25 protein-coding genes are annotated in these 25,808 nt (G+C 64.7%); 11 read left to right on the top strand and 14 right to left on the bottom strand.

Features of this window, described 5'->3' with window-relative positions; translation table 11 throughout:
• Nucleotides 1–134 precede the first annotated feature (134 nt).
• The 7 genes from rpsG to ACA027_RS01555 form a co-directional block, all read right to left on the bottom strand.
• Nucleotides 135–608: a 30S ribosomal protein S7 gene (gene rpsG / locus ACA027_RS01585; RefSeq protein ID WP_370680672.1), complete on the bottom strand. Its 474-nt coding sequence runs from the start codon at nucleotides 606–608 to the stop codon at nucleotides 135–137.
• A 184-nt stretch (nucleotides 609–792) separates the two neighbouring features.
• Nucleotides 793–1,170, bottom strand: coding sequence for a 30S ribosomal protein S12 (gene rpsL / locus ACA027_RS01580; protein WP_012202325.1), 378 nt, complete (start codon nucleotides 1,168–1,170; stop codon nucleotides 793–795).
• A 216-nt stretch (nucleotides 1,171–1,386) separates the two neighbouring features.
• The gene (locus ACA027_RS01575; protein WP_370680671.1) at nucleotides 1,387–2,556 is read right to left on the bottom strand and encodes a D-alanyl-D-alanine carboxypeptidase family protein; all 1,170 of its coding nucleotides are present in this window, start codon (nucleotides 2,554–2,556) and stop codon (nucleotides 1,387–1,389) included.
• Between the two features lie 68 nt (nucleotides 2,557–2,624).
• Nucleotides 2,625–3,269, bottom strand: a complete 645-nt coding sequence (locus tag ACA027_RS01570; RefSeq protein ID WP_370680670.1) for an alpha/beta hydrolase — start codon at nucleotides 3,267–3,269, stop codon at nucleotides 2,625–2,627.
• 83 nt (nucleotides 3,270–3,352) lie between these two features.
• A complete protein-coding gene (locus tag ACA027_RS01565; RefSeq protein ID WP_370680669.1) occupies nucleotides 3,353–3,712 on the bottom strand; it encodes a ferredoxin in 360 nt (119 codons plus the stop codon).
• On the bottom strand, nucleotides 3,709–4,824 hold the full coding sequence (locus ACA027_RS01560; RefSeq protein ID WP_370680668.1) for a VanZ family protein: 1,116 nt from the start codon (nucleotides 4,822–4,824) through the stop codon (nucleotides 3,709–3,711). Before ACA027_RS01560 ends, ACA027_RS01565 begins: the two co-directional genes overlap by 4 nt.
• Nucleotides 4,825–4,873: 49 nt before the next feature.
• On the bottom strand, nucleotides 4,874–5,293 hold the full coding sequence (locus tag ACA027_RS01555; RefSeq protein WP_370680667.1) for a CopD family protein: 420 nt from the start codon (nucleotides 5,291–5,293) through the stop codon (nucleotides 4,874–4,876).
• A 261-nt stretch (nucleotides 5,294–5,554) separates the two neighbouring features.
• On the opposite strand from ACA027_RS01555, the gene hemB reads away from it, so the two are divergent.
• Nucleotides 5,555–6,568 carry a porphobilinogen synthase gene (gene hemB / locus ACA027_RS01550; protein ID WP_370680666.1) on the top strand — a complete coding sequence of 338 codons (1,014 nt, stop codon included), beginning with the start codon at nucleotides 5,555–5,557 and terminating at the stop codon, nucleotides 6,566–6,568.
• Nucleotides 6,569–6,673: 105 nt separating this feature from the next.
• Complete coding sequence (locus ACA027_RS01545) at nucleotides 6,674–7,801, top strand: magnesium transporter CorA family protein (protein ID WP_370680665.1); 1,128 nt, start codon at nucleotides 6,674–6,676, stop codon at nucleotides 7,799–7,801.
• A gap of 501 nt (nucleotides 7,802–8,302) precedes the next feature.
• Here the strand turns inward: ACA027_RS01545 and ACA027_RS01540 are convergent.
• Entirely contained in the window at nucleotides 8,303–9,022 is a 720-nt protein-coding gene (locus ACA027_RS01540; RefSeq protein WP_370680664.1) for a dienelactone hydrolase family protein, read from the bottom strand.
• A gap of 218 nt (nucleotides 9,023–9,240) precedes the next feature.
• Here ACA027_RS01540 and ACA027_RS01535 point away from each other — a divergent pair, with 218 nt between their 5' ends.
• Both ACA027_RS01535 and ACA027_RS01530 read left to right on the top strand, forming a co-directional pair.
• Entirely contained in the window at nucleotides 9,241–9,999 is a 759-nt protein-coding gene (locus ACA027_RS01535) for an SDR family oxidoreductase (RefSeq protein ID WP_370680663.1), read from the top strand.
• 23 nt (nucleotides 10,000–10,022) lie between these two features.
• A complete protein-coding gene (locus ACA027_RS01530; RefSeq protein ID WP_370680662.1) occupies nucleotides 10,023–10,655 on the top strand; it encodes a MarC family protein in 633 nt (210 codons plus the stop codon).
• Nucleotides 10,656–10,679: 24 nt separating this feature from the next.
• On the opposite strand, the gene ACA027_RS01525 is transcribed toward ACA027_RS01530, so the two are convergent.
• The 5 genes from ACA027_RS01525 to ACA027_RS01505 all read right to left on the bottom strand — a co-directional run bounded on the left by ACA027_RS01525 (nucleotide 10,680) and on the right by ACA027_RS01505 (nucleotide 15,166).
• A complete protein-coding gene (locus tag ACA027_RS01525) occupies nucleotides 10,680–11,204 on the bottom strand; it encodes a hemerythrin domain-containing protein (protein WP_370680661.1) in 525 nt (174 codons plus the stop codon).
• A 343-nt stretch (nucleotides 11,205–11,547) separates the two neighbouring features.
• Nucleotides 11,548–12,198 (bottom strand): ABC-type transport auxiliary lipoprotein family protein, encoded by a 651-nt coding sequence (locus ACA027_RS01520; RefSeq protein ID WP_370680660.1) that lies wholly within the window; start codon nucleotides 12,196–12,198, stop codon nucleotides 11,548–11,550.
• 12 nt (nucleotides 12,199–12,210) lie between these two features.
• Complete coding sequence (locus tag ACA027_RS01515; protein ID WP_370680659.1) at nucleotides 12,211–13,191, bottom strand: MlaD family protein; 981 nt, start codon at nucleotides 13,189–13,191, stop codon at nucleotides 12,211–12,213.
• Nucleotides 13,191–14,039 carry an ABC transporter ATP-binding protein gene (locus ACA027_RS01510; RefSeq protein WP_370680658.1) on the bottom strand — a complete coding sequence of 283 codons (849 nt, stop codon included), beginning with the start codon at nucleotides 14,037–14,039 and terminating at the stop codon, nucleotides 13,191–13,193. Before ACA027_RS01510 ends, ACA027_RS01515 begins: the two co-directional genes overlap by 1 nt.
• A complete protein-coding gene (locus tag ACA027_RS01505; RefSeq protein ID WP_370680657.1) occupies nucleotides 14,039–15,166 on the bottom strand; it encodes an MlaE family ABC transporter permease in 1,128 nt (375 codons plus the stop codon). The genes ACA027_RS01510 and ACA027_RS01505 overlap by 1 nt, the downstream gene beginning before the upstream one ends.
• 279 nt (nucleotides 15,167–15,445) lie before the next feature.
• On the opposite strand from ACA027_RS01505, the gene ACA027_RS01500 reads away from it, so the two are divergent.
• From ACA027_RS01500 to ACA027_RS01470, 7 genes are all read left to right on the top strand, one after another.
• Complete coding sequence (locus ACA027_RS01500) at nucleotides 15,446–17,170, top strand: GMC family oxidoreductase (RefSeq protein ID WP_370680656.1); 1,725 nt, start codon at nucleotides 15,446–15,448, stop codon at nucleotides 17,168–17,170.
• Nucleotides 17,171–17,602: 432 nt separating this feature from the next.
• Nucleotides 17,603–18,364 (top strand): sulfite exporter TauE/SafE family protein, encoded by a 762-nt coding sequence (locus ACA027_RS01495; RefSeq protein ID WP_370680655.1) that lies wholly within the window; start codon nucleotides 17,603–17,605, stop codon nucleotides 18,362–18,364.
• 257 nt (nucleotides 18,365–18,621) lie between these two features.
• Entirely contained in the window at nucleotides 18,622–19,392 is a 771-nt protein-coding gene (locus ACA027_RS01490) for an ABC transporter substrate-binding protein (protein WP_370680654.1), read from the top strand.
• A 294-nt stretch (nucleotides 19,393–19,686) separates the two neighbouring features.
• Nucleotides 19,687–20,448: an ABC transporter substrate-binding protein gene (locus ACA027_RS01485; RefSeq protein WP_370680653.1), complete on the top strand. Its 762-nt coding sequence runs from the start codon at nucleotides 19,687–19,689 to the stop codon at nucleotides 20,446–20,448.
• 57 nt (nucleotides 20,449–20,505) lie between these two features.
• Complete coding sequence (locus ACA027_RS01480) at nucleotides 20,506–21,288, top strand: amino acid ABC transporter permease (protein WP_370680652.1); 783 nt, start codon at nucleotides 20,506–20,508, stop codon at nucleotides 21,286–21,288.
• Nucleotides 21,285–22,037: an amino acid ABC transporter ATP-binding protein gene (locus tag ACA027_RS01475; protein ID WP_370680651.1), complete on the top strand. Its 753-nt coding sequence runs from the start codon at nucleotides 21,285–21,287 to the stop codon at nucleotides 22,035–22,037. Before ACA027_RS01480 ends, ACA027_RS01475 begins: the two co-directional genes overlap by 4 nt.
• A 130-nt stretch (nucleotides 22,038–22,167) precedes the next feature.
• A complete protein-coding gene (locus ACA027_RS01470; RefSeq protein ID WP_370680650.1) occupies nucleotides 22,168–23,064 on the top strand; it encodes a DMT family transporter in 897 nt (298 codons plus the stop codon).
• Nucleotides 23,065–23,728: 664 nt separating this feature from the next.
• Here ACA027_RS01470 and mrdA read toward each other — a convergent pair.
• Nucleotides 23,729–25,777: a penicillin-binding protein 2 gene (gene mrdA, locus ACA027_RS01465; RefSeq protein WP_370680649.1), complete on the bottom strand. Its 2,049-nt coding sequence runs from the start codon at nucleotides 25,775–25,777 to the stop codon at nucleotides 23,729–23,731.
• Nucleotides 25,778–25,808 lie beyond the last annotated feature (31 nt).

The raw sequence follows: 25,808 nt of genomic DNA, 5'->3' as shown, positions 1-25,808 counted from the left end.
ATTGATCGTATGGGAGATCTGCCTCACCCGACCTTGTGCGCCGAATGGACAGTTCAATATGGGGACGCTCTAAATCGAGACAAGGCCGCAGCAATGTTTTGCGTGCGGCCCCGTTCGCGAGAGCGATATTCCGATTAGAAGCGGAAGTGGCTGAAAGCCTTGTTGGCTTCGGCCATGCGATGGACTTCGTCACGACGCTTCATAGCGCCGCCACGGCCTTCAGTGGCTTCCATCAGTTCGTTGGCCAGGCGCTGGGCCATGGACTTCTCACCACGCTTGCGGGCGGCTTCCTTGATCCAGCGCATGGACAGAGCCAGACGACGGACAGGACGCACTTCCACGGGCACCTGGTAGTTGGCGCCACCCACGCGGCGGGACTTCACTTCCACCATGGGCTTCACGTTGTTGATGGCGGTGGTGAACACTTCCAGAGCGTCCTTCTCGGGCGACTTCTTGGCGATCAGCTCCAGGGCACCGTAGATGATGCGCTCTGCAACAGCCTTCTTGCCGCCTTCCATGATCACGTTCATGAACTTGGACAGCTCGACATTGCCGAACTTGGGATCCGGCAGAATTTCACGTTTGGGGACTTCGCGACGACGTGGCATTTTTTACCTCTATCTTTGCTTCAGTTGGCATCTTTTCAGACACCGCGAGAGCCAAAACTGGACTCCCACTTACTCGACCCACACAAAACATTTGCGCTTTGGGTCACTACGCTGTGATCTCGCGCCACGCGGGACACAGCACCTACTTGTTGGTTCGAAAAACCAGGACTTCAGAACTGCGTTCTTACTTGGCCTTAGGCTTCTTGGCACCGTACTTGGAACGCGATTGCTTGCGATCCTTCACGCCCTGCAGGTCCAGCGAACCGCGAACGATGTGGTAACGCACACCGGGCAAGTCCTTGACACGACCGCCGCGCACCAGCACCACGCTGTGCTCTTGCAGGTTGTGGCCTTCACCACCGATGTACGAAATCACTTCGAAACCGTTGGTCAGACGCACCTTGGCCACCTTACGCAAAGCCGAGTTAGGCTTCTTAGGCGTGGTGGTGTACACACGGGTGCACACGCCACGGCGTTGGGGGCAGTTTTCCATAGCAGGGCTCTTGGATTTGACAACTTCGACCGTGCGGCCCTGGCGCACGAGTTGGTTAATGGTTGGCATTAATAAACGTCCCTAAACGTGAATTTGCTTCTTGAAAAGCGAAAACGTGAAACCCTTCGGAAATTCCGAAAAGCCCGCAACTGTACCAGCTCGGTCTGGTGCGGGCAAGTGCTGCGGTATTAGCCCTTGCAGTCACTGCCTGTTGGCAGGGCTGCGAAATCAAGGACTTGCAAGCGCAGCGAGCCGAGAGAGCGCACGCACGCTCTCTCGGCCCTCTTACATGATCCAGAGGCGGATCGTGTCCCACAGGCGGCGGAAGAAGCCGGCTTCCGGCACCTCTTCCAGCGCCACCACAGGCACCTCGGCCACGGTGTCGGCACCCAGCAGCACCTTCAGCGAGCCCACGGTCTGGCCCTTGGTGATGGGGGCAATCAGCGGATCCTTGCGCACCACCTGGGTGGTGAGCTTGCCGGCACTGCCCGCCGGCACAGTCACCACAATGGGGTTTTCCTGGCCGATCTTGAGCGTGTCCTTGGCACCCTTCCACAGGCGAGCCTCTTCCACGGGCTGGCCCGCGTCGAACAGCTTCACGCCGTCAAAGGCGGTATAGCCCCAGTTCAGCAGCTTCTGGCTTTCACCGGCGCGGGCGTTCTCGCTGGCCGTGCCCAGCACGATGGACAGCAAGCGGCGGCTGCCCACATTGGGCATGTCGCGCTTGGCCGTGGCCACCAGGCAATAGCCGGCGGCATTGGTGTGGCCGGTCTTCAGGCCATCCACCGTGGGATCGCGGAACAGCAAGGTATTGCGGTTGTTGCTGTTGGAGGCTGGCGTGCCCGGGTAGCGGTACTGCTTGGTCGAGTAGTAGTGCATGTACTGGGGGAAGTCATGCATCAGGCGCGTGGACAGAATGGACAGGTCACGCGCCGTGGTCAGGTGACCGGGCTCGGTCAGGCCTTCGGGGTTTTTGTAGCTGGTGCTCTTCATGCCGAGGGCCTTGGCCTGCTCGTTCATCAAGCGCACAAAGTTTTCCTTGGAGCCGCCCACACCTTCGGCCAGGGCCATGGTGGCGTCGTTGCCGGACTGCACGATCATGCCGTGCAGCAAATCGTCTACCGACACCTGCATCTTGGGGTCGATGAACATGCGCGAGCCAGGCATCTTCCAGGCTTGCTCGCTCACCGGCAGCTTTTGATCCAGCGTGATCTTCTTGGTGCGCAGCGCATCGAACACCAGGTAGCCCGTCATCAGCTTGGTCAGCGAGGCTTGCTCGATGGCCACATCGGGCTCTTTGGAGGCCAAGATCTGGTTGGCCGTGACATCAATCAGCAGGTAGTTGCGGGCCGCGATTTCGGGCGGCTGGGGTTGGGCGATCTGCGCCAGCCCCCATACCGGCACCAGGGCCGCACTCAGAACCAGGGCTTGCAGGTGCTTTTTCACAATTTTCATGGGAACAGAATGCTCAGACTAAAGAAAGACAAAAAGAGAGATCGGGATGGCCTGTGCCGCCCACACCATTAGGCTGCGGCGCGAAGGTGGCGGGCGACCAAGCCTTTGAGCAAAGGCAATTGTCCGTGGAAGAAATGTCCCCCTCCGGGTACAACGGTTACAGGGAGTATCTGCGGGCGCGCCCAGTCCAGCACCGCGGCCAGGGGCACGGTGTCGTCCTGCTCGCCATGGACCACCAAGGTGCGCTCATGCGCCTCGGCCGGCACCGGCGCCACCTGAAAACGGCTGGCTGCCGTGCCCACCAGCACGGCCTGCTCCACCCGGCCCTCATGCCACAGCGTGGCCAGGGCATGGCTGGCCACAAAGGCGCCAAACGAAAAACCGGCCAGGGCAATCGGCCCCTCGGGCGCCACCTGGCGCACCACGGCCAGCAGATCATCCAGCTCACCCCGGCCTGCATCGTGGGTGCCGGCGCTGGCGCCTACACCGCGAAAGTTGAAGCGCACCGTGGTCCAGCCGCATTGCACAAAGGCACGCGCCAGGGTCTGTACCACCTTGTTGTCCATGGTGCCGCCAAACAGCGGATGCGGATGGGTGATGACGGCCACGCCACGGGGGGCATGCAGGCCACTCTCCGGGCCGGGCTGGTCACGCAGGGCCTCGATGGCGCCTGCAGCGCCGGTCAAGGTGAATTTTTCAGTCTGCACGTTCACGTACTGCTCTTTTATCAGGAGCTGCTCACGCAATCACAGCGTGCTCAGCAGGGCTTTGAGGCCAATAAAGGTGTGAGCGCATTTCAGCGCCCAAGTTCCGGCGGCACCAGCAGGCGTTCCACCACCTTGCCATTCTTCAGGTGGGAGTCGACGATTTCATCGATGTCCGCCTCATCCACAAAGGTGTACCAGGTGCCTTCGGGGTAGACCACGGCCACGGGGCCGGCAGCGCAGCGATCCAGGCAACCGGCCTTGTTCACGCGCACCTGGCCTTTGCCGGCCAGGCCCTCTTGCTTGACGCGCTGCTTGCAGTGATCGAACCCTGCCTTGGCGCCATGCAGGGCGCAGCAGTCCTCGCCATTGGGGCGCTCATTCAGACAGAAGAAGATATGGCGGGCGTAGTAGCCCGGCTGCGCCGCAGGCGCGCTGGAGTGGTCGCTCATGTCGCCATTCTAGAAGCGGGGCTGCGCTGTGCCACATACCAGCCCACATAGGCGAGGGTGGCGTACGGCCACAGCCAGCCCAACCACTGGGCCAGGCCGTAAAAGCGCAGAAAGCGCCCCTGCTCCCACAGCTGCAGCGTCTGGTCGAAATAGGCATCGGTGGGGGCAAAGTTCAGCCAGCTCAGATGCAGCGTCAGCGCCACCAGCAGCAGCACACCACATATGCGCCGGGGCACAAACACCAGCGCCAGCGCCAGCAACCCTCCGCCCCAGATGGCAGCGCGCACCGGTGGCTGCAACCATTCCCAGGCATGGACAGGGCCGTAGGTGAGCGCCGCCGACAAGGCCGTCACCCCCACGCCGATCAGCACCGCAACCGTGGCAAAGACCCCACGCCGCACACGATGGGTGATGACGCAGTAGCCCAGCAGGCAAGGCACCAACAGCCCAAACAACACACACAGCAGCTCGGCGCCCGGGCTCAGCGGCAGTGCGGGCGCGTCCCACAGCGGCAGCCAGCGCATAAAAGGCGTGCCATCCAGTTGCTCACCCAGCCACAAATCCAGGCGTTCCAGCACCTGGCCCAGGCCAAAGGGTAGCGCCAACGGAAAGAGCAGGGCCGGCGGCCACAGCGCCAGCAAGGCCACGGCACCGCCCGAGCCTGGCAGCAGCCAGCGCTCCCGGAAATGGGCCCAGCGCTGGAGCACCCCCAGGCGCTCCAGCAGCCCGGCCAACGTGGCACCCAACAGAGCGCCGGCTGCATTCAGCGACAGGTCCAGATTGGAGGGCACACGCTGCGGCAGGTAGATCTGCAAAAACTCCATGCACAGCGACAGCAGCGCGCCCAGCAACGCCGCCAGCGGCACGGCCCAGCGGGCACGGCGGCCATCGCGCAACATGCCCAGGGCCAGCAGGAAACCCAGCGGCACATAGCCGGCAATATTGATGTTGACGTCGAACCAGGTCCAGTACGGCGGCGGAATACGCGCCGTCAGAAACACCAGGGGATCCACGCCCTGCCCCCGCCAGCCATCAAACGGAAACAGGCTGGCAAAGACGATCAGTGCGGTGTAGATCGCGGACAGCGGCCAGGCGGAACTGCGTGCCTGCATGGAAGGCGACTCCCCTTTTCTTCCTCCGGGCGCCAGCGGCGCGCCGGGTTTACCAAGGTTTGACCACTACCAGCACCACGGCCAGCACCAGCAGCAGCACGGGAATTTCATTGAACCAGCGGAACCAGCGATGGCTGTGGGTGCAGGCGTCCTGCGCCAACTGGCGCAGCAACCGGGCACACACCAGGTGGTAGACCACCACCAAGGCCACCACCAGCAACTTGGCATGCAACCAGCCTCCGGCGCCACGCCACCAGCCCAGCCACAGCCACAGGCCCAGACCCAGGGCTGGCACCGCCAGCAAGGTGGTGAAGCGCAGCAGCTTGCGCGCCATCAACAGCAGGCGCTCGCGCTCGGCCACGGAGCCCGGGGACACCATGGCCAGATTGACGAAGATGCGCGGCAGATAAAAAAGGCCGGCGAACCAACTGGCCACAAAGACAATGTGAAATGCTTTAACCCACAACATGGGCTCAGTGTACGAGGCAAAAAAAGCCCGGCCTAAGCCGGGCATGCAAATTCCTCGCGATGAGGACCTGCTCAGGGAGGAAGAGCAGGGAAGTGAGCAAACCCACTCCAGACGCCAATCTACCGAGCCCCGGCATGTCAGCAGCTGCTACTCATCTGAAGGGCATGACGGCACGCCCAATGGCTGTCACCAACGGCCCGGCGACCGGTGCTGCCAGGACAGCACCATGACAGTGCCGATCTGCGGGGGCACAATGGCCCCATGCATCTGTCCAACCCCACCCCTTTTCCGCAAAACCGCCCCCGTCGCCTGCGCCGCGATGCCTTCACCCGCAATCTGGTGCGTGAAAACCGCCTCTCTGCGCACGACTTCATCTATCCGGTGTTTGTGCACGAAGGCCGCAACCGCCGCGAGGCCGTGCCCTCCATGCCCGGCGTGGACCGCCTGAGCCTGGACCTGCTGCTGCCCCTGGCGGAAGAATGCGTGAAGCTGGAAATCCCGGTGCTGGCCCTGTTCCCCAACATCGATGCCAGCCTGAAGACCCCCGATGGCAAGGAAGCGCTGAACCCCGACGGTCTGATCCCCCGCGTGGTGCGCGCCCTGAAAAAAGAATTCCCCGATCTGGGCGTGATGACCGACGTGGCCCTGGACCCCTACACCAGCCATGGCCAGGACGGCATCCTGGACGAGAGCGGCTACATCCTGAATGACGAAACCGTGGAAGTGCTGGTGGGCCAGGCCCTGAACCACGCCGAAGCCGGTGTCGACATGGTCGCCCCCAGCGACATGATGGATGGCCGCATCGGCGCCATCCGCGAAGCCCTGGAGCTGCAAGGTCTGATCTACACCCGCATCATGGCCTACAGCGCCAAGTACGCCAGCGCCTTTTACGGCCCCTTCCGCGACGCCGTGGGCACACGCGGCGCCCTGGGCAAGGCCGACAAAAACGTCTACCAGATGGACCCCGCCAACACCGACGAGGCCCTGCGCGAAGTGGCGCTGGACCTGGCCGAAGGCGCCGACATGGTGATGGTCAAGCCCGGCATGCCCTATCTGGACGTGGTGCGCCGCGTCAAGGACGAGTTCAAGGTCCCCACCTTCGCCTACCAGGTCTCGGGCGAATACGCCATGCTCAAGGCCGCCGCACAAAACGGCTGGCTGGACCACGACGCCGTGATGATGGAGTCGCTGCTGGCCTTCAAGCGCGCAGGCGCCGACGGCATCCTCACCTACTTCGCCATCGACGCCGCCAAAAAGCTGCGCCAGCAAGGCTAAGGCCTCGCCGCCACCGCGCTCTGGACGCTATGCATGCAATAGCATCCCGAGTGCGCCTTCTTTGCCTTTGCGGCATGTTGAACTCTTCACCGCCCGCCTGAACGCATGCAACTGCTGCGCATCCACCCCACGGCCCATAGCGTCACCATCCTGAACGGCAGCCTGCCCAGCGAAGCACCCGAGGCCGGCAGCTTCTGGTGGCTGGCCTGCACCCGGGCCGAGTTCGAAGCCCAGCTGCCCGCGCTGCAGGCCATGCTCACCAGCGTCTGCGGCGCGCCGCTGCTGGACCTGCATGTGGCCGACCTGCTGAACCCCAGCATCCCCTCCACCTACGACTACACCTCGCAGTACGACGTGATGCTGTTCCACCGCCTGGTGGAATCCGGCGCCAGCGATACGCCGGCCACCATACGCGCCGCCGGCAAAAAGGGCTCGGCCCCGCCGCCGGTGCCCGTGCTGCAGCGCGTACGCACCCAGCCCATAGGCTTTGCCGTGTACGACCAGTTGCTGCTCACCGTGCACCCCCCTGAATGCACCATGCAGCAACAGTTCCAGCAACGGCTGGAGACCGCACGCGGCACAACCGAAGGCCGCAGCAACACCGCCAAGCTGCCTCATAGCCCGGCCGACCTGATGCTGCGCATGCTCAACCAGATGGTGGACGGCTATCTGGAACTGCGCCGCGTGATGACACGCCAGCTGGACCACTGGCAGCTCTCGCTGCTGCGGCCCAACGCCCGCTTTCACGACTGGAGTGCCGTGCTCACGGCCCGCCTGGCCCTGCACCAGCTGGACGAAATCAGCGAAGACCAGCGCGGCGCCCTGCAGGACTGGATCGAGGCCCTGGATGGCTGGGTCAACGCCGACACCCCCCACGCCCGGCGCGAGCATGAGCTGCTGCGCGTGCGCTCACGCGACGTGCTGGAGCACATAGAGCGCGTCATTCACCATGTGCGCCGCATGGAGCAAAGTGCCGAAGCCGCCGTGCAAATGCATTTCTCCACCCAAAGCAACCGCGCCAACGACATCATGCGCACGCTGACCACGCTCACCGCCGTGTTCCTGCCGCTGAACTTGATTGCCGCCATCTTTGGCATGAACTTCGAGTTCATTCCCTGGGTGCACACCGCCGATGGCTTCTGGTGGGCCATGGGCTCCATGGCACTGATTGCCGTGACCCTGCTGGTGTTCTTCTGGCGCCGGCGCTACCTGGATCGGAATAGTTTGAAGTAGCGCTCCCCCCCCCTGAGTCGCCTTCGGCGCCTTCCCCCCAGGGGGACGACAGCCTCGCTGCGGGGCGGCCCTTGCTCGCTGTCTGCTGACTTGGGCTGCGCCAGTTTTGCGCGCTGCGCCTTCGGTTTGACTCCCTCGTCCCTTCGGGGAGAGGGCCGAGGTGAGGCGGGCCTTGGCAGCCCTTGTGCGGTGCCCTGGCATGGGCTGCGCCAGTTTTGCACGCTGCGCCTTCGGTTTGACTCCCTCGCCCCTTCGGGGAGAGAGCTGGGGTGAGGCGGGCCTTGGCAGCCCTTACGCGGTGCCCTTGCATGGGCTGGCCGGTTTTCTAGCGGGGACACAAGCAGGCCTTACCGGATCACCAACATCCTCATGGGCCTGGCATTGCGTTCTCCTGGGGGCGCAGGCCCTGCTGAATTGAGAGAAATTGGCCACTATCACTTGCGCAGAGCGCGTTGGCAACTATCAAAACAAAAGCCGAGCCCGCTTGACTGCGCTGCGCCCTCACCCGCCCAGCTGGGCATCTAGAAACGCCAGCGTGCGGTCGCGCGCCACCAGGGCCGAGGCGTCGTCATAACTGCCACGCTGGCCGCAGTTGAAGCCGTGGTCGGCGTCGTACACCAGCACCTGTGCCTGGGGCTGGACCTGGTCAAAGGCCTGCACGCTGTCCAGTGGAATATGGGCATCCTGCCGGCCGAAATGCGCCATCACCGGGCACAGCGGGCTGCGGCTGCGCTCCTCGGGGCGGGTCATGCCGCCGCCGTAATAGCAGACCGCGGCCGACAGCTGGGGCAGCTGGCAGGCCGCCCGCCAGGCCAGCAAGCCGCCCCAGCAAAAGCCCACCACGCCCACTTTTTGCCCCGTGGTGGTCGCCAACCAGTCCACTGCGGCGTGAATATCCTGCTGCACCCCGGGCGGCGGCAGGGCTTCGGCCTGGGCCTTGAGGCGCAGCCCCGCCTGCACATCGGCCTCGGTATAGCCCAGCTCCACACCCAGCGGGCCCGTGGGGTCGAACTGGTGGAACAGCGCTGGCGCCAGCGCCGCAAAGCCCCGAGCCGCAAAACGCTCGGTCACGGCACGGATATGGCTGTTGACGCCAAAAATCTCCTGCAACACCACCACCGCTCCGCGCAGCGGGCCGTCAGGCATGGCCGCCCAGGCCGGCAGAGATCGACCATCCGCGGTCTGCAAAATCAAGGGCTGGGACGGACCGAGAGGCGACATGGGACTTCCTTGGCAGCAAAAAACAGACCACATACTGGGCCAGCACCCACGGCCAAAGCCTTGGGCCATGGGCAACAACCGAAAGGGAGGCACTGTGCCATGGGGACAGACTGCATGCCAAGCACCTGTGTTGGTGCGGGCTGACACCAGGGCACACAAACACGGTCTAATGCCAAGCTGCATGCCTTGATGCATGTTCGCTTTTTACCGGAGGCTCCATGCCTGCTTCACCCATTGCGCTCATCACCGGTGCCAGCCGTGGCATTGGCGCCGCAACCGCCCGCCTGGCCGCAGCCCGTGGCTGGGCCGTGGCCGTGAACTACCAGCAGCGCCGTGACGCGGCCGATGCCTTGGTGCAGGAAATCGCCAGCGCCGGCGGCGAAGCCATCGCCATACAGGGCGATGTGGGTGACGAGGCCCAGGTGCTGGATTTGTTTGCCGCCATGGACCGCCACTGGGGCCGGCCGTTGTCGGCCCTGGTGAACAACGCCGGCGTGGTGGACAAGCCCTGCCGTGTCGAGGACATGAGCGCGGCACGGCTGGAGCGCATGTTCCGCATCAATGTGCTGGGCAGTTTTTACTGCGCCCGCGAAGCCGTGCGCCGCATGAGCACCTTGCGCGGCGGCGCGGGCGGCAGCATTGTCAACGTCTCCAGCGGGGCGGCCCTGCTGGGGGCCGCCAACCAGTATGTGGACTACGCGGCAGCCAAGGGCGCCATGGATGTGATGACACGCGGCCTGGCCAAGGAAGTGGCTGGCGAGGGCATTCGCGTCAACGCCGTGCGGCCCGGCCTGATCGACACCGACATCCACGCCAGCGGCGGCCTGCCCCACCGTGTGCGTGAACTGCAACACCTGGTGCCCATGCAACGCGGCGGCACCGCAGAAGAAGTGGCAGCCGCTATTGTCTGGCTGATGTCCCCCGAATCCAGCTACACCACCGCCAGCTTTACCGAAGTCTCCGGCGGCCGACTCTGAGAACGCTCTGAAACCCAACCGCCATGGACCTCAAACCCCTCATCACGCTGGTGGCCATCGTCAACCCGCTGGCCATCGTGCCGTTTTTCATCCACTACACCCAGGGCTTTGACGAAGCCCAGCGCCGCCAGACCATACGCAGCGCCGCCATCAGCACCTGCGTGGTGATCTGTGCCTGCGCACTGCTGGGCCTGCAGGTGCTGGACTTTTTCAATATCTCGCTGCAGAGTTTTCAGGTCGGCGGCGGCCTGCTGCTGCTGATCAGCGCCATGAATATGCTCAACGCCCGCCCGGCCGAAGACCGGCCCAATACCGGCACGCTGGAGGCCGGGGCCGAAAAAGCCGCCATGGGCAACAGCATTGCCGTGGTGCCGCTGACGATTCCGTTGCTGACCGGGCCGGCCGCCATGTCCACCGTGGTGATTTATGCCGACAAGGCCAGCAATATCTGGCAGCACCTTGCGCTGCTGGGCTATGGCGTGGTGGTGGCCGCCGCCGTGTGGGCCGCGTTTTCGCTGGCCGATCCCATCAGCCGTGTGCTAGGAAAAACCGGCATCAATGTGATGACCCGCTTGATGGGCCTGATCCTGGCGGCCCTGGCTGTCGAAGTCATGGCCGGCGGCCTGGGGAAGATCTTCCCCGGCCTGCTGGGCTGACGCTGCAGCCCGCCCAGAGAGGGTTTACAGCGCCTGGGCCACTTGCTGGGCACTCTCCTGCTGCCCGATATGGTCGTCGCCCGTGGAGCAGGCACCGCCGCAGCCGTGAATCGGTGCCTGCGGCAGCGCTTGCGGCTGGTGCACCACGTCCGAGGCCGGATCGAAATTCACGCTTTTCAGATGCTGGGCCAGGGCTGCATCCATGGTCTGGGCATGGTGTACAAACCAGGTCACCAGCTCGGCCGCCATGCCGCGCATGACATGCAACTCGCCCTTGGCGCCGCGCTCGGCCCCCTCGCGCATGATTTGCAGCACGGTGCTGTGCTGCAGGCTGTGGCAGTTGTCGGCGGCAAAGCCGGTGCGCTGCATCCAGCGGTCTTCCTGGCCGAAATGGCCATCGGTGTGCTCCACCAACTGCTGCCACAGCGGCAGCAACTCGGCATCAGCCGCCGCCTCCACCTGGGCCAGCAGCTCGACGAACTCCTGGTGGGTCTCATCCATGGCGGGCAGCTCCAGCACCAAATCCGCAGTCCATTCCAATGTCGCCATGGCAGCTATTCCCCGTTTTGCAATGCGCCGCAGCTTAGGGCCGCCACCGCATAACCGGGCTGCGCTACATCAAGCGTCGGCGCTATCCATGGGAAGGAATGCTCTTTTTTCAGGAGCTGCCTGCGCTTATCCACCAAGGATTACAGCGCAGAAACACTAAAAAGACAGCCCCTCACCCCAACCCTCTCCCAAAGGGGCGAGGGAGCAAGACCAGGGCACAGGGCAAGAACTGGCGCTGCCCTAAACCAGAGACACCGTGCAAGGGCCGCCCCGCAGCACCGGTGTCGTCCCCCTGCCCGCGAGCGCAGCGAGCGAAGAGCGGTGGGAAGGCGCCGCAGGCGACTCAGGGGGGTGTTACCCCGTTCAACCAGGTCTGCAACTGAGCCCCCACCTCGGCCACGGCCTGGGCCAGAGCCTGGGTGCCGCCCGCAGCATTGGCGCTGGCGGCGGGCTGCTGCACGGCAAACACCTGCTGGCCCAGCAAGGTGTCTCCGCTGCGCCGGGGCTCGACCAGGGTGGCGCGCAGGCGCAGCACGCCGGCGCTGCGGTCGGCGCTGGTGAAGGTGTGGGAGAACTCTTCCAGCGACAGCTGCAGCACCGGCACAGGCCGCCCCTTCACCAGAGGAGGCTGGGCGCCGCTTTCGGCCGACAGCACGGTGCGGCCCTGGCCCAGGATTTCGCGCAGGCGCTGCTGCACCAGCAAGGCCGGTGGCTGGCTCCAGCGTGCCTGGCCATAGGCCTGCAGGGCCTGGCCGTCGGCATAGGCCAGGCGGTAGAGCACGGCGGTGCTGGCGTCATGCTGGGTGCGGGACTGGATATCGGCCAGCGCCAGCACCGGGAAGGCGGTGGCCTGGCTGCCCTGGACCGGGGGCGGCACGCCCAGGTCATAGCGGGCGGGCTGAGAAGGCACGGAAGGCAGGCTGCTGCAAGCCACCAGGCTGGCAGCCAACGCGGCAGAGACTGCGGAGATTCGAATCAGGGCGGGAACGCGCATGGGGGACACTCCTCAACGGCTGGCGGCCGGTGGCACAAAGCCGGGCTCACCCGGGCCGGGCCGCATCTGACCGTCGCCAAAAATCAGGGATTGCGGGTTGTTGGTAATGCCGGAGGCGGCCTGGCCCATGCTGCGCGCCGCGCGCGAGACATCGCCGGCGGCCTGGCTGACCGTGGGCAGGGTGGAGCGGCCCAGGCGGTCGGCGGCAAAGGCCAGCGACTGACTGCCATGCTCCAGCTGGTCCAGGGCGCCGCCGGACTTTTGCAGGCGCTCGGTCAGGCCGCGCATATCCTTGGCCAGTTGCCCGGCTTCATCGCCGGCCTTGACCATGGCCTGCATGCTGCGGCGCGCGTCTTCCGTCAAACCGGGCAGTTGGGCCATGGCGGGCTCCAGGCGATCGCTCAGGGTGTGATTCAAGTTCTCGGTGAGGCGGTTCACGCCCTTGGCAGCACCGGCAATGTCTGCCAGCGCCTGCCTGAAATGCTCCTGGTTTTCAGTGTCCAGCAGCTCGTTGATGCGGCGTGTGGCCTCATTCACCCGCCCCATGATCAGCATGCTCTGGTCCGCCAGCACCGTGAGCGGCGAGGAGCGCATGGGCAGGCGCTGCAGCCCGCTGGGGCCCTCGGCCAGCACCTCCTGCTTGGCATCGCTGTCATCCAGCTGGATATGGGCAATGCCCGTCACGCCCTGGTAGCCCAGCTGGGCATAGGTGGTCTGGGGGCTGATGGGGGCATCGCTGTCCACGGCGATGCGGATCAGCACATTGCCGCTGTTTTGCGCATCAAAGCCAATGCGGGTGACCTTGCCCACCGACACGCCCTTGTAGCGCACCGTGGCCTGGGGCTGCAGCCCGCTGATGGCGTCCTTGGTGGACATCTCGTACAGCACATACTGGTTGCGGTCGCGTGTGAGCCACAGCGCCAGGCCGGCCAGCAGGCAGGCCACCACCACCACGAACAGGCCTGCGGCCATGGCATGGGACTTGTTTTCCATCACAAACCTCCCGCCGGGTCTGACCCGACTGGTGCGGGGGCCATGGCCCGGCGGCCACGCTCCCCTTGAAAGAATTGCTCGACAAAGGGGTGCTGGAAGACGGCCACATCCTGCGGCGTCCCGGTGACCAGCACTTTCTTCTCGGCCAGCACGGCCACGCGGCTGGACAGGGCGAACAAGGTGTCCAGGTCATGGGTGACCATGACCACCGTCAGATCCAGCTCGGCATGCAGCTCGCGCAGCAGCGTGCAGAAGTCGTCCGAGCCATTGGGGTCCAGGCCGGCCGTGGGCTCGTCCAGCAGCAGCAGCGGTGGGTCCATGATCAGCGCCCGTGCCAGGGCCACGCGCTTGACCATGCCGCCCGACAGATCGGCCGGCATGCGCGTGGCGTGCTCGGGCTTGAGGCCCACCATCTGCAGCTTGACCAAGGCGGCGGCATCCACCAGCGCATCGGGCAGCGTGCCCAGCTCGCGCAGCGGAAAGGCCACGTTGTCCAGCACATTGAAGGCCGAGTACAGCGCACCCTGCTGAAACAGCATGCCCACGCGGCTGGCCGCGCCCTCCCCCCCCATCTCTCTGCCCGGGCGCCCCAGCACCTGCACGCTGCCCTTGCCCGGCTCCAACAGGCCCAGGATCTGGCGCAGCAGCACGGTCTTGCCCGTGCCCGAGCCGCCCACGATGGACAGCATCTCGCCCCGGTAAATGTCCAGGTCCAGGTCCTGGTGCACGGCAAAAGCGTTGTCGCCGCTGCCAAAAATGCTCCACAGCTTGTCGATGTGGACCACGCGCTCACCCCGCGCCCAGGGCGGCGCGGCGGGGGTGGAGGCCAGGGCGGAAGCGTCAGCCATCAAAACCCCACGTTGCGAAAAAGAATGGCGAAGACGGCATCCACCACGATCACCATGGTGATGGCCGCCACCACCGAAGCCGTCGTGCCCTGGCCCAGGCTCTGGGTGTTGGGCTTGACGCGCAGGCCCCAGTGGCAGCCGATCAAGGCGATGAATACGCCGAACACCATGGACTTGCCCATGGCCAGCCAGAGGTTGCCGACATTCACGGCCTCGGGCAGAGACTGCAGAAAATAGGCGGCGGATATGCCCATGGTCATATCGGCCGCGAGCATGCCGCCGGCCAGCGCAGCCAGCGTGGTCCACAGGCTGATCAGGGGCATGGCCAGCGCCAGCGCCAGGGCGCGCGGCATCACCAGGCGATAGCCCTGGGGAATGCCCATGACCTGCATGGCATCCAGCTCTTCCGTCACGCGCATCACGCCAATTTGCGCCGTGATGGCCGATCCGGTGCGGCCCGCCACCAGGATGGCGGCCAGCAGCGGCCCCAGCTCACGGATCAGCGAGATGCCCAAAATATTGACGATAAAGGCCTCGGCCCCGAACTGGCGCAGCTGCAGCGACATCAGATAGGCCAGCACCACGCCGATCAAAAAGCCCACCAGGGCCGTGATGGGCAGGGCCAGGGCCCCCATGCTGTAGAGGTGGCCGGACATATCGCGCCAGGGCCCACGCAGCGGTGCGCGCAGCAGGCGCAGCACATCAATCAGCAGCTGGCCTATCAGCTGCACCATGGACTGCAGATGGTGCAGCCCGTCGATGACGGCACAGCCCAGAGACTCGATGGCATCGCCCAGCCGGTAGCCAGGCGTTGGCTTGGGGCCTTCGCTGCCAAAGCGCTCCACCCGCTGCAGCATGGCTTTTTGCCCGGCGCTCAGGCGCAGGCGCTGCGGCCAGCGACCCTGCCAGTGCTGCCACAGCAGCTGGGCGCCCACATGGTCCAGCCACTGCACAGCCTCCAGATCCCAACCCAGGGCATCCGAGGGCGGCAAGGCCTTGAGCTGCTGACGCACCCGCTGCCAATGTGCGCGGTCGCCAAAGTCGGCGGCGCCCCAACGCCCTTGCAGCACGGCCCACGCCCCTTCGGGCTGGTCCTGGCGTTGCAGTTGTGGCGGATGGGTGTTCATGGCAAAGGGCTGCGGGTTTTCCAGCAAGTCACAAAAGTACACAGGATAACGTCTGTCGCACATGCCCCTGGTTTTGCAAAAGACGGCCCCGCCCCATGCCGCATTGCAATATTTATCAAAAACACCTTTATACGCAGGGTAGACGCGCTATATCAGCTCCTTTTTTGGAAGCAAGCTGCCGTTTTCCCTCTCGACAGGCGATGCCCCACTCCCACAAGCTTGCCGCAGTTTTTCCCTTCTTCGACAGATTTTTTTGATGCCCCGGCAGCCTGTGCACCCATGAGCGACACCCTGTTTGACTACATCATCATCGGCGGCGGCACTGCCGGCGCCCTGATCGCCAACCGGCTCAGCGCCGACCGCCGTCTGCGCATCCTGCTCATCGAAGCCGGTCGCAAGGACGACTACCACTGGATTCACATCCCCGTGGGCTATCTGCACTGCATAGGCAATCCACGCACCGACTGGCTCTACCAGACCGAGGCCGACGCCGGCCTCAACGGCCGCAGCCTGCGCTACCCACGCGGCAAGACCCTGGGGGGCTGCTCCAGCATCAACGGCATGATCTATATGCGCGGCCAGGCCCGCGACTACGACGGCTGGGCCCGGCACACCGGGGACGACGCCTGGAGATGGGACAACGTGCTGCCGGCTTTTCGCCGCCATGAGGACCACTGGCGCCTGGACCAGCCCGAGGGCGTGAACGAAAACTTCAAACGCCTGCATGGCAACAAGGCCACGGGCAGCACCGGCGAATGGCGGGTGGAAAAGCAGCGTCTGCGCTGGGACATTCTGGATGCCTTCTCCCAGGCCGCGCAGCAGGCCGGCATTCCCGCCACCGACGACTTCAACCGCGGCTGCAACGAAGGCGTGGGCTACTTCGAGGTCAACCAGAAAGACGGGCTGCGCTGGAACACGGCCAAGGCCTTTTTGCGCCCCACCTGCTATGGCCGCAACAACTTCGAGCTGTGGACCTGTGCCCAGGCTACGCGCTTGATCACCGAGCGCCAGGCCGATGGCAGCCTGCGCTGCACCGGCGTCGAGGTGTGGACCGGCGATGAACGCGTCACCGCCCAGGCCTCCGAAGAAGTCATCCTCAGCGCCGGCGCCGTCAACTCGCCCCAGCTGCTGCAGCTGTCCGGCATAGGCCCGGGTGCGCTGCTGCAGCAGCACGGCATTCCCACGCTGTGCGATCTGCCCGGCGTGGGCGCCAATTTACAAGACCATTTGCAGATCCGCGCGGTCTACAAGATCCAGGGCGCGCCCACGCTGAACACCATGGCCGGCTCGCTGTGGGGCAAGGCCAAGATCGGTCTGGAATACGCGCTCAAGCGCAGCGGCCCCATGAGCATGGCGCCCTCGCAGCTGGGCGCCTTCACGCGCAGCGACCCCACGCGCGAACACCCCAATCTGGAGTACCACGTGCAGCCGCTGTCGCTGGACGCCTTTGGCGAGCCGCTGCACAGCTTTCCCGCCTTCACCGCCAGCGTCTGCAACCTCAACCCCACGAGCCGGGGCACGGTGCAGATCAAGAGCGCCGATTTCCAGGACGCACCTGCGATTGCGCCCAACTACCTGTCCACGGCCGAAGACCGCCAGGTGGCCGCAGACAGCCTGCGCGTGACCCGCCGCATTGCGGCCCAGCCGGCGCTGGCGCCCTACCAGCCCGAGGAGTACAAGCCCGGCCCGCAATACCAAAGCGATGAAGACCTGGCCCGCCTGGCCGGCGACATTGCCACCACCATCTTCCACCCCGTGGGCACCACCGCCATGGGCCGCGACAGCGACCCCATGGCCGTGCTGGACAGCCGCCTGCGTGTGCGCGACGGGCGCGGCGGCGTGGTGGCCGGGCTGCGCGTGGTGGATGCCGGCGCCATGCCCCACATCACCAGCGGCAACACCAACAGCCCCACGCTGATGCTGGCCGAAAAGGCTGCGGAATGGATACGCACCGACCTGCAAACCCGCAACGCGTCCTTGCAGCAGACCGCCGAGGCGGCCTGAGGCCCAGCCCCCTGCGGCCTCAAAAAAGTGAGCTGCCAGCGCTTTTTCTGCCTGTATCCTGCGCTGAATCAAGCCGCAAATGCAGGCCTGCATTACGCTGGTTGCTCTGCTTTTACATGTCTGCCAACCGCAAGGCCCACCCTGCGGCAGCCGCCCTCTCTTTCTGTGTTGCACTTGGTCGCAGCCCTGGGAGCCGTGGGCGTGTAAGCTGCGGGAAATCCCCGATGCACCATGTCAGTGCAAGTCTTACAGTAACCCTACTTCTGAGCGCACCTCGGTGCGACACGGAGGAGCCGAGGAGACGACTCGACACAACCAGACCAATATTCAAAAAAAGCATCCGTCTACGAGATTGCTTTCCAAGCGCCGGTACCCCCGGCGCTTTTTTATGGCCGCTGCATTCCCCCTCCTGGTGCGACAATGCGCGCCGCTATGGAATGGATACTCGTCTCTCTCGCTTCGGCATTGGCCGGTTTTGTGGATGCCATCGTGGGCGGCGGCGGGCTGATCCTGATTCCCGCCATGTTCGCGGCCTTCCCCTCGGCCCCGCCGGCCACCTTGTTCGGCACCAACAAAAGCGCCGCCGTCTGGGGCACGGCCATCTCGGCCTGGCAGTACAGCCGCCGGCTGCAGATCAGCTGGCCCGCCATCATCCCCGGCATCATCGCGGCCTGCCTGGGCGCCTTTGCCGGCGCCTATGCCGTCACCCAGGTCGACCCCAGCTTTCTGCGCAAGCTGCTGCCCCTCATCTTGCTGGGCGTGCTGCTCTACACCCTGGCCAAAAAAGAGCTGGGCCGCGACCACGCACCGCGCCACAGCGGCCGGGCCGCGCAGCTGATCACCGCCGCCATCGGCCTGGTGATCGGCTTTTACGACGGTTTCTTCGGCCCCGGCACGGGCAGCTTTTTTGTCTTTCTGTTCGTGCGCCTGCTGGGCTTTGACTTTCTGAATGCCTCGGTCAATGCCAAGCTGCTGAACATTGCCACCAATGTCGCGGCCCTGGCCCTGTTCACGCTCAAGGGCCATGTGTGGTGGCATTTCGCCATTCCGCTGGCTGTAGCCAATGTGCTGGGCAGCATGCTGGGCACCTGGATGGCCCTGCGCCATGGCACGGGCTTTGTGCGCGGCATCTTCATCGCCGTGGTCAGCCTGCTGATTCTCAAGACCGGATACGACGCTTTCCAGCTGGGATAAGCCAGCACCATCGCAGGGCACGAGTGCCGCCATCGGCAGCCGTGCAAGGCCACTTTTATAATCGCCCTGTTTTGCCACCCGGGCCGCAGCATCAGGACAGCATGTTCCTTCGCCTGCGGCACAGACACCGCCCCGCCCCTGTGGGGAGGCAGTTGTCACCCCGCGTTGTTTGACCGCTGCGCCACGAGCGCGGGCGGCGCCCCATCCACATGGGGCCGGGGTGCTGTGTGCAGCAAGGTCTTCTGGAGCCCTTTTCCATGCAACGCATTTCTCTGATTGCCGCCGCAACGCTGGCCCTGCTGGCCACGACCGCTGTGCAGGCCCGCCCTCTCGATGCCATCCAGAAGGAGGGCACCATCCGCATGGCCACCGAAGGCTATTACCCCCCGTTTGCCTACTTTGAAGGCAAGAAGCTGGTGGGCTTCGAGATCGACCTGGCCGAGCTGATGGCCCAGAAGCTGGGCGTGAAGTTCGAGTGGAAGACCGTGCCTTTCGACTCGCTGCTGACCGGCCTGTCGCAAGACCGCTGGGATCTGGTGATCTCCTCGCACGGCATCACGCCCGAGCGCGAGAAGGCCGTCACCTTCACCCTGCCCCATTACTGCTCGGGCGCCCAGGTGATCGCACGCGATGACAGCATCAAGAACGCCAAGGACCTGGCCGGCAAGGTCGTGGTGGCACAGACGGGCACCACCTATTTGCAGTATGTGCAGAAAAATGTGCCCTCCGTGAAGCGCCTGGTGAACTTCCCCACCAACGAAGCCGCCCTGCAGGCCCTGATGTCCAAGCGTGCCGACGCCTGGGTCACCGAGCGCTTCCTGGCCAAGGAAATGCTGGCCAAGAACCCCAATGCCAACTTCAAGCAGGGCGAGCTGCTGTTTGTGGAGCGCATTGCCGCCGCCGTGTCCAAAGACAACAAGACACTGGTGAACGCCTGGAACCAGGCCTTCGAGACCGCGCTCAAGGACGGCAGCTACGCCAAGATTTCGCAAAAGTGGTTCAAGGAAGACATCCGCTGCCCGGAGTAAGCACCTCGCAGCGCATCCCTGCGCGCGGGTGATTCGGCGGCAAGACAACCGGTGCAGCACCGGTTGTCAGGATTGCTACACACCATTACATGCGGCCCCTTACACCCCGGAAAAACCGCGCTCTGCCGGGGGCATCGCGGCCTTGTGAACGGCGGAATCCTCGGCAGATCGGCCCCCTCTACGGGTTTAGACGCTTTACCTTCCCGGGCTGCTGCTCCCCATAATCTGCCTTGGCTGGCGTACCTGCCAGTCGGTTTTTTGCATAACCACACCACAAGGAAACGAGGAGTGCCCATGAAAGTGTTGAAGGCCTTTGCTTTGGTTGCAGCCCTGTGCGGCGCCGTCACCGCCCAAGCCCGCTCGCTGGAAGACATCCAGAAAAGCGGCACCATCATCCTGGCCTCCGAAGGCCAGTACGCGCCCTTCAACTTTTTCAAAGGCAAGCAGCTCACCGGCTATGAAATCGACGTCGCCGAAGTGGTGGCCAAGAAAATGGGCCTGAAGTTCGAGTGGAAGACCGTGGGCTTTGACGCCCTGCTGACCGGCCTGGCCCAGGACCGCTGGGACCTGGTGATTGCCTCGCACGCCATCACCGAAGAGCGCGCCAAGGCCGTGACCTTCACCCTGCCCCACTACTGCTCGGGCGGTCAGATCGTGTCCATGACACCCTCTATTGCCAAGGCGGGTGACCTGGCCAGCAAGACGGTGGCCGTGCAGACCGGCACCACCTACCTGGAGCATGTGAAAAAAGTGCCCGGCGTGAAGGATGTGAAGAACTTTCCCACCGACGAAGCCGCGCGCAATGCCCTGGCATCCAAGCGTGTCGACGCCTGGGTGACCGACCGCTTCGTGGCCAAGGAAATGCTGGCCAAGAATGCCAAGGCCGGCTTCAAGCCCGGCGATATGCTGTTCATCGAACAGGTGGCCTCCGCCGTGTCCAAGGGCAACCAAGGTCTGGCAGACGCATGGAACAAGGCCTTGAAGGCTGCCATCGCCGATGGCAGCATCGCGGCCATCTCCCAAAAGTACTTCCAAGAAGACGTCACCTGTAAGTAACCCCCTGCCCCTGGCTGTGCCTGCCGCCCCGCCAGGGGCTTTTGCTTTTCTCCTCCCATGCTTCTTACTCTGTGGCCCTCTCACTGGAGCCGAACCCAACGCAGCAATGCCACCCTGATTGCGGCCCTGCTGCTGATGGTGCTGGTGCTCTCCCTCCTGGGCCAGCTTCTTGCCTTCTTCCCTGAACCCATTGGCTCCAACGCCGCCCTGTTCGCCGAAGGCGCGCTCACCACGCTGAGCCTGACCCTGGTCAGCGGCGCCGTGGGCCTGCTGCTGGGCGTGGGCGCTGCGCTGGCCCGCACCTCGCGCATGACCTGGCTGCGCTGGGTCGCCAGCTTCTACATCTGGGCCATTCGCGGCACGCCGCTCTTGGTTCAGATTCTGTTTGTCTACTTTGCGCTACCGGTGCTGGTGCCCGGGCTGAACCTGCCCGACTTTGCCGCCGCCGTGGTGGCCCTGGGCCTGAACGTGGGGGCCTACAACGCCGAGGCCGTGCGTGCCGGCCTGCTGGCCGTGCCGCGTGGCCAGACCGAGGCCGCCCGCGCCCTGGGCCTGCCCAAGAGCCGGGTGTTCCTGGACGTGGTCTTCCCCCAGGCCTTCAAGATTTCGCTGCCACCGCTGGTGAGCAACTTCGTGGCCCTGCTCAAGGACTCCTCGCTGGCCTATGCCATCGGCGTGGTGGAGCTGACCAATGTGGGCAACCGCATCCAGTCCGCCACTTTCCAGCCTGTGCAAACCCTGGTGACCGTGGCCATCACCTACCTGATTCTGACCACGCTGGTGACCCAGGTGACCCATGCCATCGAATACCGCTTTGACGTGGAAGGACGTGCAAAATGAGCGCCACGCAAACCGGCACCCCCTATATCGTGACGCAGGATGTGCGCAAATCCTTTGGCAACCATGAGGTGCTCAAGGGCGTGTCCACGGTGTTCCGCACCGGCGAGGTCACCGTCATCATCGGCGCCTCCGGCTCTGGCAAATCCACGCTGCTGCGCGCCATCAACCGCTTGGAGCCGCATGACAGCGGCACCATCACCATCGGCGGCGTGCCCGTGACCGACAACGAAGCCGCACTGCTTTGGCAGCGCAGCGAAGTGGGCATGGTGTTCCAGCAGTTCAATCTGTTCGGCCATATGACGGTGCTGGACAACATCACGCTGGCGCCCCGCCGCATCCGCAAGCTGGGCCGTACCCAGGCGAATGAAAAAGCCATGCAGCTGCTGCTGCGCGTGGGCATGCAAGACCATGCACACAAATATCCCTGGCAGCTCTCGGGCGGCCAGCAGCAGCGCGTGGCCATTGCCCGGGCCCTGGCCATGCAGCCCAAGGTCATGCTGTTCGACGAGCCCACCAGCGCCCTGGACCCGGAGATGGTGCAGGAAGTGCTGGACGTGATGCGCGAGCTGGCCAAGGCTGGCATGACCATGGTCGTCGTCACCCACGAAATGGGCTTTGCCCGGGACGTGGCCGACCGCGTGATGTTCTTCGACCAGGGCTGCATCGCCCACGATGCCCCTCCGGCCGAGTTCTTTGCCAACCCGGCCAATGACCGCATCCGCGCCTTCATCGGCCGCATGAGCGCATAACTCCTCTATCAGGAGCGTCCTACGCCTATGCCGCGCGGATCTCCAGCATGTTGAACCTGGAGCGCCGCGCACCATCAGCGTAGGGCGCTCCTTTTTTTGCCAGCCTTCGGGCGCGGAAAGTCTTTCATCGATGCGCACCGAACGTGGGGGTCTGGCGGCCCTGCTGATCGTCACCGTGGTCTGGGGCACCACCTTTCCCGCGATGAAGCTGCTGTCCGGCCCGCTGTCGGCGCTGGAAATCATCTGGCTGCGCTTCATCATCGCCAGCTGCGTGCTGCTGCCGCTGTGGCGCGGCATGCGCAGCAGCGAATGGCGCTGGGGCCTGCTGCTGGGCACGCTGATGTTCATCGCCTTCTGGCTGCAGGTGGAAGGCCTGGCCCGCACCAGCAGCAACCGCAATGCCTTTGTCACCGGGCTGAACGTGCTGGTCGTGCCCATGCTGGCCATGGTGGCGCTGGGCCGGTGCTATGGCTGGCAGCTGTGGGTGGCCTGTAGCCTGGCCCTCTGCGGCATGTTTTTGATGTTCTTTGAAGACGCGCCCTGGAACTGGGGCGACACGCTGACCCTGAGCAGCACCTTGTTCTATGCCATCTACATCCTGGTGCTGGAAGAGGCCGCACGCCGCACCCTGGCCGCGCCGCTGCGCGCCACTCGCATGGCCGCTGCCCAGGCCAGCGTGATGCTGGGCTGCGCCACGCTGGCCCTGGCCTTGCAAGGCGGGTTTGGCAGCCTGGCGCAGGCAGCTGCGGCGCTGGACACCCCCGCCTGGATGGCCGTGCTCTACCTGGGCCTGATTGCCAGCGTCATCGTGGTCACGCTGCAGGCCTGGGGCCAGCAGCGCGTGGACGCCATGCGCAGCGCCATCGTCTTCGGCCTGGAGCCCGTCTTCGCCGCGCTCACGGCCTGGGTGCTGATCGGCGAACGCATGGGCACCGTGGCCATAGGCGGTGCCGCCCTGATCGTGGCGGCCCTGTTCTTCAGCCAATGGGCACCACCGCAGTCTGCGAACCTGGGTACACCCCCCTGAGGCGCTGCGCGCCTTCCCCCCGCTCTTCGCTCGCTACGCTCACGGGGACGCTGCCAGTGCTGCGGGGCGGCCCTTGCACGGCAGCCCTGAGCAGGGGCGCGTCCGTTTTCAGTGCCTGAACCTGATGTGGCGTTGGGAGGCATGTAAGAACGTGTTCAAAGTCTCCTCGCGGCGCGCCAGTGTCTTTGCGGGATGGGATACAAGGCGCGACACCGCAGCAATAGCCGTGCTATTGCGAGGATTCGCAACACCGTAGACCGCCCGCAAAGGCACTGGCCCGAAGGGTTGGAGCGAAATCGGGCGATTTCTTCGCGCTGTTGCTTGCTTGCACCCCGGTGCAAGCTGCGCTCCATCGCTTCGAACTCCTCCCGATTGCGCTCCAACGCGCCTGCGTAGAGACATTGAACACGTTCTAAGCCATCCCCCTGGGTGCATCGTGCCTTCCTCCGCTCTTCGCTCTCTACGCTCGCGGGCTGGGGGACGCTGCCAGTGCTGCGGGGCGGCCCTTGCACGGCAGCCCTGACCAGGGGCGCGTCCGTTTTCAGTGCCTGAGGCTTGAATGGGTCTGCCTGAGCGGGCCTACGCCATGCTGCCTGCGCGCAAAGCCCAGACGGCGCCTGCGCACTGGGCGACTGAGCGCACGCCATCGGATTGAGCCTGCGGCTCAATCCTCCTCCACCTCCACCGGCCCGCTAGGCGCTTCGGGGCTGCCGCCGCCCTCGGTGCGGAAATTGGGCAGTTGATGCACCGGCAATCCCGGCAGCGGCAAGGTTTCGCCCGGCATGGCGATGTCGTTGGCATTGCGCGATACCCCGACCGGCGTGCCCGCCAGGCCCTTGCGCATGGCGGCAATGTCTTCCTCGCTGGGGTAGCGGCCCAGCAGCCAGTAGTCCATCACGCGGCGGGCAATGGGGGCGGCGGCGGCGGCGCCAAAGCCGGCGTTCTCCACGATCACCGCCAGGGCGATGGTGGGATTGTCCGCAGGCGCATAGGCGATGTAGAGCGAATGGTCGCGCTGGTATTCGCTCAACTTGGCCGCGTTGTATTTTTCGTTCTGGCGCACGCCCACGGCCTGGGCCGTGCCGGTCTTTCCGGCCGACAGATAGCCCGCGCCGGCAAACACCCTGCGCGCCGTGCCTTCCACCGTCACGGCGGCCACGGCATTGCGCACGGCTTCCACATTGCTGGGCTTGTAGCCCATGGACTGGGGGGCCTCATGCGACAGCGGCTGGTATTCACGCGTCACGGCATCGATGCGGCCCAGGCCCAGCTGGGGTTTGTTCTTCACGCCGTGGTTGGCCAGCATGGCCATGGCATCGGCCAGCTGCAAAATGGTGAAGTTGTTATAGCCCTGGCCAATGCCCAGCGAGATGGTCTCGCCCGCATACCATTTCTTTTGCTCGGGGCGCTTGTAGGTGTTGCGCTTCCATTCGGTGCTGGGCAGCACGCCGCGCACCTCGCCCCTGAGGTCAATACCCGTCTGCTGGCCAAAGCCCATGGGCCCCAGCCATTCGTGGATGCTGTCCACGCCCATGTCGTTGGCCAGCATGTAGTAGTACACATTGGATGACTTGACGATGGAGCGGTGCAGATTGGTGGCCCCATTGGGGTGGCCCGAGCGGAAGGTGTGGCCGCCAAAGGTCCAGCTGCCGTTGTCCTGGATGATGGTGTCCGTGCGACGCTTGCCGCTTTCCAGGCCGGCAATGGCCATAAAAGGCTTGTAGGTGGAGCCCGGCGGGTAGGTGCCGCGCAGCGCGCGGTTGAGCAGCGGCCTGTCGATGGACTCGTTGAGCAAGGCCCAGTTCTCGGTGTCGATGCCGCCCACAAACAGGTTCAGGTCGTAAGTGGGTTTGCTGACCATGGCCAGCACCTCGCCGTTGCGAGGGTCCAGCGCCACCAGCGCTCCACGGCGGCTGCCATACAGCTCTTCCACCAACTTTTGCAGGCGGATATCCAGCGACAGCACGATGGAGTCGCCCGGCGTGGCGGGACGGCTGTTGAGGCGGCGCACGGCATAGCCGCCGGCCGAGGTCTCCAGCTGCTCCCAGCCCGTCAGGCCATGCAGCTCTTTTTCGTAGCTTTGCTCAATGCCCAGCTTGCCGATGACCTCGGTGCCGCGGTAGTTGGCTGCGTCTTCCCAGTCTTCGATGGCTTCTTTCTCGCGCTGGTTGATGCGGCCGATATAGCCCACCACATGGCCGCCCACGCTCTCCAACGGGTAGGAGCGAAACAGGCGCGCCTGGATGTCCACGCCCGGAAAGCGCCAGCGCTGGGCCGCGAACTTGGCCACTTCCACATCGGTCAGCCGGGTGCGGATGGGAATGGACTCAAAGCTCTTGGAGTCCTCCATCAGCCGCTTGAACTTGCGCCGGTCACGCGGCGTGATCTCCACCACCTCGGCCAGGCCGTCAATGGTTTCTTCCAGGTTCTCCACCTTGGAACGGGTGATTTCCAGCGTATAGGCCGAGTAGTTGGAGGCCAGCACCACGCCGTTGCGGTCCAGGATCTGCCCCCGGTTGGGCACGATGGGCACCACGGCCGTGCGATTGCTCTCGGCCCGCTCCACAAAGGCGTCATGCCGCGCCACCTGCAACACCACCAGCCGCGCCACGATCACGCCCAGCAGCAGCATCACCACAATGGCGATGACCCACACGCGCAGCTTGAAGTCCTGCAACACGGATTCGGTGTTGCGCACCTCGATGAAACTCATCGCCCGCGCTCCCCGTCAGTGCCCGGCAGCG

The sequence above is a fragment of the Comamonas sp. GB3 AK4-5 genome (assembly GCF_041320665.1).
GTDB lineage: Bacteria > Pseudomonadota > Gammaproteobacteria > Burkholderiales > Burkholderiaceae_C > Comamonas.
Note: the sequence above shows the minus strand (reverse complement) of the source record. Positions and strands in the feature narration are given on the sequence as shown.